Here is a 3,838-nt window from a genome sequence, read left to right as displayed (position 1 = left end):
TTGATATCTCCTCTAAGCGATTTGTCCGGCAACCGGTTGGTGCCTGGAGTCTCCGCAGGGGGCCATCAATTTGGCCAGTGCGGCTGGTGATATAAGTAACGGCGACAGGCTCGCAACCTTTAGCGATTTACTGCAGAAAATTCGCCGTTCCGGCGATGCGTAAAACACCAGGAATACCGCGGAGAGCCTTTCTCGGCCGCACTTCGGCAAACTTTAGGGCTGCCTGCGCGTTGTCTACCTATCCAGCGGCGATGACGATCTTTGTATAACGCGAAAGGCCCGGAAGCGTCGCCGCGCTCCGGGCCTTTCTGTATATCCGGTATATCGCCGATCAGCCGAGCCGGTCGAACAGCGACATCCTTTGCATCTGGGTAAAGATGGTCTGTGCCGCTTTCAGCGCCGACTGTTCCAGTTGGTACTGGGAGATCGCCTGTGCGTAGTCGAGGTCGCGCAGCGAGGACAGGGTGGTCTTCAGGGTCACGTCGTTGGAGGCGCGCAGGTCGGTGGCGTTGTCGATCGCCGCGAGCTGGGCGCCGCCGGCGGCGCGCGCGTCGATCATCTTCGACGAGGCCTGGGTGATGTCGCGCATCGACGACTGCAGACCGTTCTGCAGCGCAGCCTTGGCGGCCGGAGTGATCGGATCGGTGTTGAGCAGGTTGACCAGGTTGCTGATGGTGGAGAACACGTTCTTGGTGGTCGAGGCGCCGATCTGGAAGCTGTCGCCGGCGGCGGGGGCGCCGTCCACGCGCATCTTCAAGCCGGGCAGGCCGATGCTCTCGCCGGCGGCATAGGTGCCGGTGTTGACCACCGCGCCACTGCTGTCGCGCACCTCGTAGGTGGTGGCGGCGGTGAACACGACACTGTAGCTGCCGCCGTTCCAGGCGCTGCCGGAGCCGTCGCGGCTGAAATCCAGCAGCAGGCCGGTGCCGGTGTTGCCGGCGGCCGCATGCGCGTCCACGGTGCCGTCGCCGGTGGGCACGCGCATGAAGATCTCGCTGCCGGGCAGGGTGTCGGAGACCTTGGTGTCAGGTGCCACTTCCACGCTGCGCTGGGTCTGGTTGCCGCTGTAGACCACGTTGCCCGAGACCACGGCGAACGGGGCCGCATCGTCGGCGGTGCCGCCGAACAGGTAGCGGCCGGAGCCGTCGGTGCTGTTGGACAGGCTCAGCAGGCTGTCGTGCAGGGTCTTCAGCTCCGCGGCGATGGCCTTGCGGTCGGGCGTGGTCAGCGCCGAACTATTGGCTTCCACCGTCAGATCCTTGACCCGCGCCATCAGGTCGCCGGCCTGCGCCAGCGAGTTTTCCTGCAGGTTGAGCCGGTTCTGCACGTTGTTGGCGTTGTCGCCGAAGCGCGCCAGCGCGGCCACCGTGCGGTCCAGGCTGACCGCGGTGCCCGCGGCGACCGGATCGTCGGCCGCACTGACGATGCGCTGACCGGTGGAGAGCTGTTGCTGCAGGTGCGAGATCGTCGCCTGCTTGCCGAGCATGGTGTTGAGCGACTGATTGAAGATCATGCCGCTGGAGATGCGATTGCTCATCGGACCGCGCTCAGGATGGACTGGAACAGGGTGTCGGCGGTGGAGATCAGGCGCGAGGCCGCCTGGTAGGCCTGCTGCAGCCGCAACATGTCCGCCGCTTCCTCGTCGAGGTTGACGCCGGACAGCGAGTCGCGCGCGTCCTGGGCGCTGCTCTGGATCACGTCCTGCGCGTCGGCCGCGTACTTGGCCTGGCGCGCCGCCGAGCCGACCGTGGTGGTCAGGCCGGCCACCGCACCGTTGAGGGTGATGGTGCCGCCGTTGAAGGCCTTGGCATCGTCCAGGTTGGACAGCAGCAGGGCGTTGCCGTTGTTGCTCGAGCCGACCCCGGTCGGGCCCACCGCGAAGCTGTCGCCGGCGGACGGGACGCCGTCCATGGTCAGGCTCCAGCCGTTGGCGCTGATGGTCTGGCCGGCGGTGTAGGTCTGCGGCGCGCCGCCGTTGATCGAGTAATGGGTGGAATCGATGAAGGCGATGTTCGCCGGCGTCAGCAGGTTGGCATTGCTGGCGTTGGTCGCGGCGACGTTGCTGACCTTGCCGGTGCCCTGGTTGCTGAGCGTGGCGCTGGCCTGGATCGGCGTCGCCGCGGCGATGCGCGAGGGGTCGCTGATGGCCACGGACAGCTTGCTGATGGCATTGGCGGTGGGCTGCAGCAGGAACTTGTCGCCGCTGGCGGCGGTGCCGGAGACCTGCAGGGTCACGCCGTTGACCACGAACGGATCGGCGTTGGTGCCGGAGCCGCTCATCGGGACGCTGGCGCCGGTGTCGGCGCGGCTGGCGCTCCAGGCGGTGCCGTTGTAGGTCAGCAGCAGGTTCTGCCCGTCGAGCTTGCTCAGGTCGCTGACGTTGGCGGTGAACGCCGCGGTGCCGGTGTTGGCGCTGTTGCCGTCCACGGTCGGCGCCGGCAGGTTGAAGAAATCGCCGCCCATCTGGCCGTACAGGTCCATGCCGGCGTGGTGCTGCTGGTTGTAGCTGCTGGCCACGCCGGTGGCGATGCGGCCGAGTTCGGCCTTGGTCGGATCCAGGACGTTGCTGCGGAACTCCAGGAAGCCGCCGATCTGCCCGCCCAGTGCCTTGCTGGTGAGCGGCGTCGAGCCGCCCGGGGTCTTCAGCGCGATCTGCAGCTTTTCCGGTTGATAGGGATCGGGACTGGTGACCAGGGTCGACGCATTGGTGCCGACCACCATCGCCTGGCCGCCGGAGGTGTAGACGTTCATCATCCCGCCGTCCTGCTGGATGACGCTGCCGCCGGTGTAGCCGATGAGCTGGCCGATCATCTGGTCGCGGCGATCGAGCAGGTCCGGTGCGGCGGCATTGGCGTTGGAGCCGATCTGGCCGTTGAGCTTGGCGATCTCGGTGGCCAGGCGGTTGGCTTCGGCGGTGCCGGCCAGCAGGCCGTTGTTGACTTCGCTGCCGAGCGAGTCGAGCTGGCCGTTGAGCTGCTTGAAGCGGGTGACCAGCGAATTGCCGGCGTCCAGCAGGTTCTGCCGGTTGGCGCTGGCCGAGGCGTTGGAGGACAGGCCGGTGGTGGCGTCGAAGAAGTTCGACCACTGCCCGGCGATGCTGGTCGCCTTGTCCGAGAACAGCCCGTCGACGCGGCTGGACAGGCTGGAGAGCTGCTTCAGCCGGGCGACTTCGCCGGTGCTGTCGAACAGGCGCGAGATCGCCAGCTGGTCGGCGACGCGGGAGACGTCGATGATCTGGGTGCCGTTGCCGATGAACTCGCTGCCGTACTGGCTCGGGACCGTGGTCGCGAACGTCGTCCGCTGCCGGCTGTAGCCGTCGGTATTGATGTTGGCGACGTTGTGGCTGACCGTGGACAGGGCCCGCTGGAAGGCGAGCAGGGCGCCGGTACCGGTGGAGAGGATGGACATGGGCGGCTACCTCAACGGCGCACGAGGCCGGACGAATCGACGGTGCTGGCCAGCACGCGCTCGATGCCGCCGGCGGCGGCGCTGCCGATCGCGGCGACCGCGCGGCCGATGGTCGGGCCGCCGGCGATGGCGGCGATCTTGGCTGCGTAGGCAGGGTCGGTGGCGTAGCCGGCGCGCTGCAGGCCCTGGGCGAAGCCGCGGATGTCGGTGCCGGCCTTCAGCGCCTGCTGGTAGCGCGGATTGGTCTTCAGCAGGCGCACGTAGTCGGCGAAGCTTTCCGCCGGCGAGGAATAGGCACGGAAATCGGCGGTCTGCGACTGCTTGACCCCGTCCACGTACTCGTGGGTGCCAGTGGTCACGCGGTCGCCGTTCCAGCCGGTGGCCTTGATCCCGAACAGGTTGTTGGAACTGGCGCCGTCGCCGCGGGAAA

At 67.4% G+C, this 3,838-nt stretch carries 3 protein-coding genes; all 3 read right to left on the bottom strand.

What is annotated here, in order from left to right; genetic code table 11:
- Window positions 1-331: 331 nt before the first annotated feature.
- Entirely contained in the window at window positions 332-1,537 is a 1,206-nt protein-coding gene (flgL, locus tag D180_RS20900; protein WP_017914297.1) for a flagellar hook-associated protein FlgL, read from the bottom strand.
- Entirely contained in the window at window positions 1,534-3,408 is a 1,875-nt protein-coding gene (gene flgK, locus D180_RS20895; protein WP_017914296.1) for a flagellar hook-associated protein FlgK, read from the bottom strand. The genes flgL and flgK overlap by 4 nt, the downstream gene beginning before the upstream one ends.
- Window positions 3,409-3,419: 11 nt before the next feature.
- Window positions 3,420-3,838: glucosaminidase domain-containing protein (locus D180_RS20890; protein ID WP_017914295.1), on the bottom strand; the 419-nt coding region annotated here is incomplete at its 5' end.

Source organism: Xanthomonas sp. SHU 166 (assembly GCF_000364685.1).
Lineage (GTDB): Bacteria > Pseudomonadota > Gammaproteobacteria > Xanthomonadales > Xanthomonadaceae > Xanthomonas_A > Xanthomonas_A sontii.
Note: the sequence above shows the minus strand (reverse complement) of the source record. Positions and strands in the feature narration are given on the sequence as shown.

What these genes read in the sequence shown, in the direction of transcription:
- flgK (WP_017914296.1), bottom strand. Translation starts at nt 3,408, where the DNA reads ATGTCCATCCTCTCCACCGGTACCGGCGCCCTGCTCGCCTTCCAGCGG.
- flgL (WP_017914297.1), bottom strand. Translation starts at nt 1,537, where the DNA reads ATGAGCAATCGCATCTCCAGCGGCATGATCTTCAATCAGTCGCTCAAC.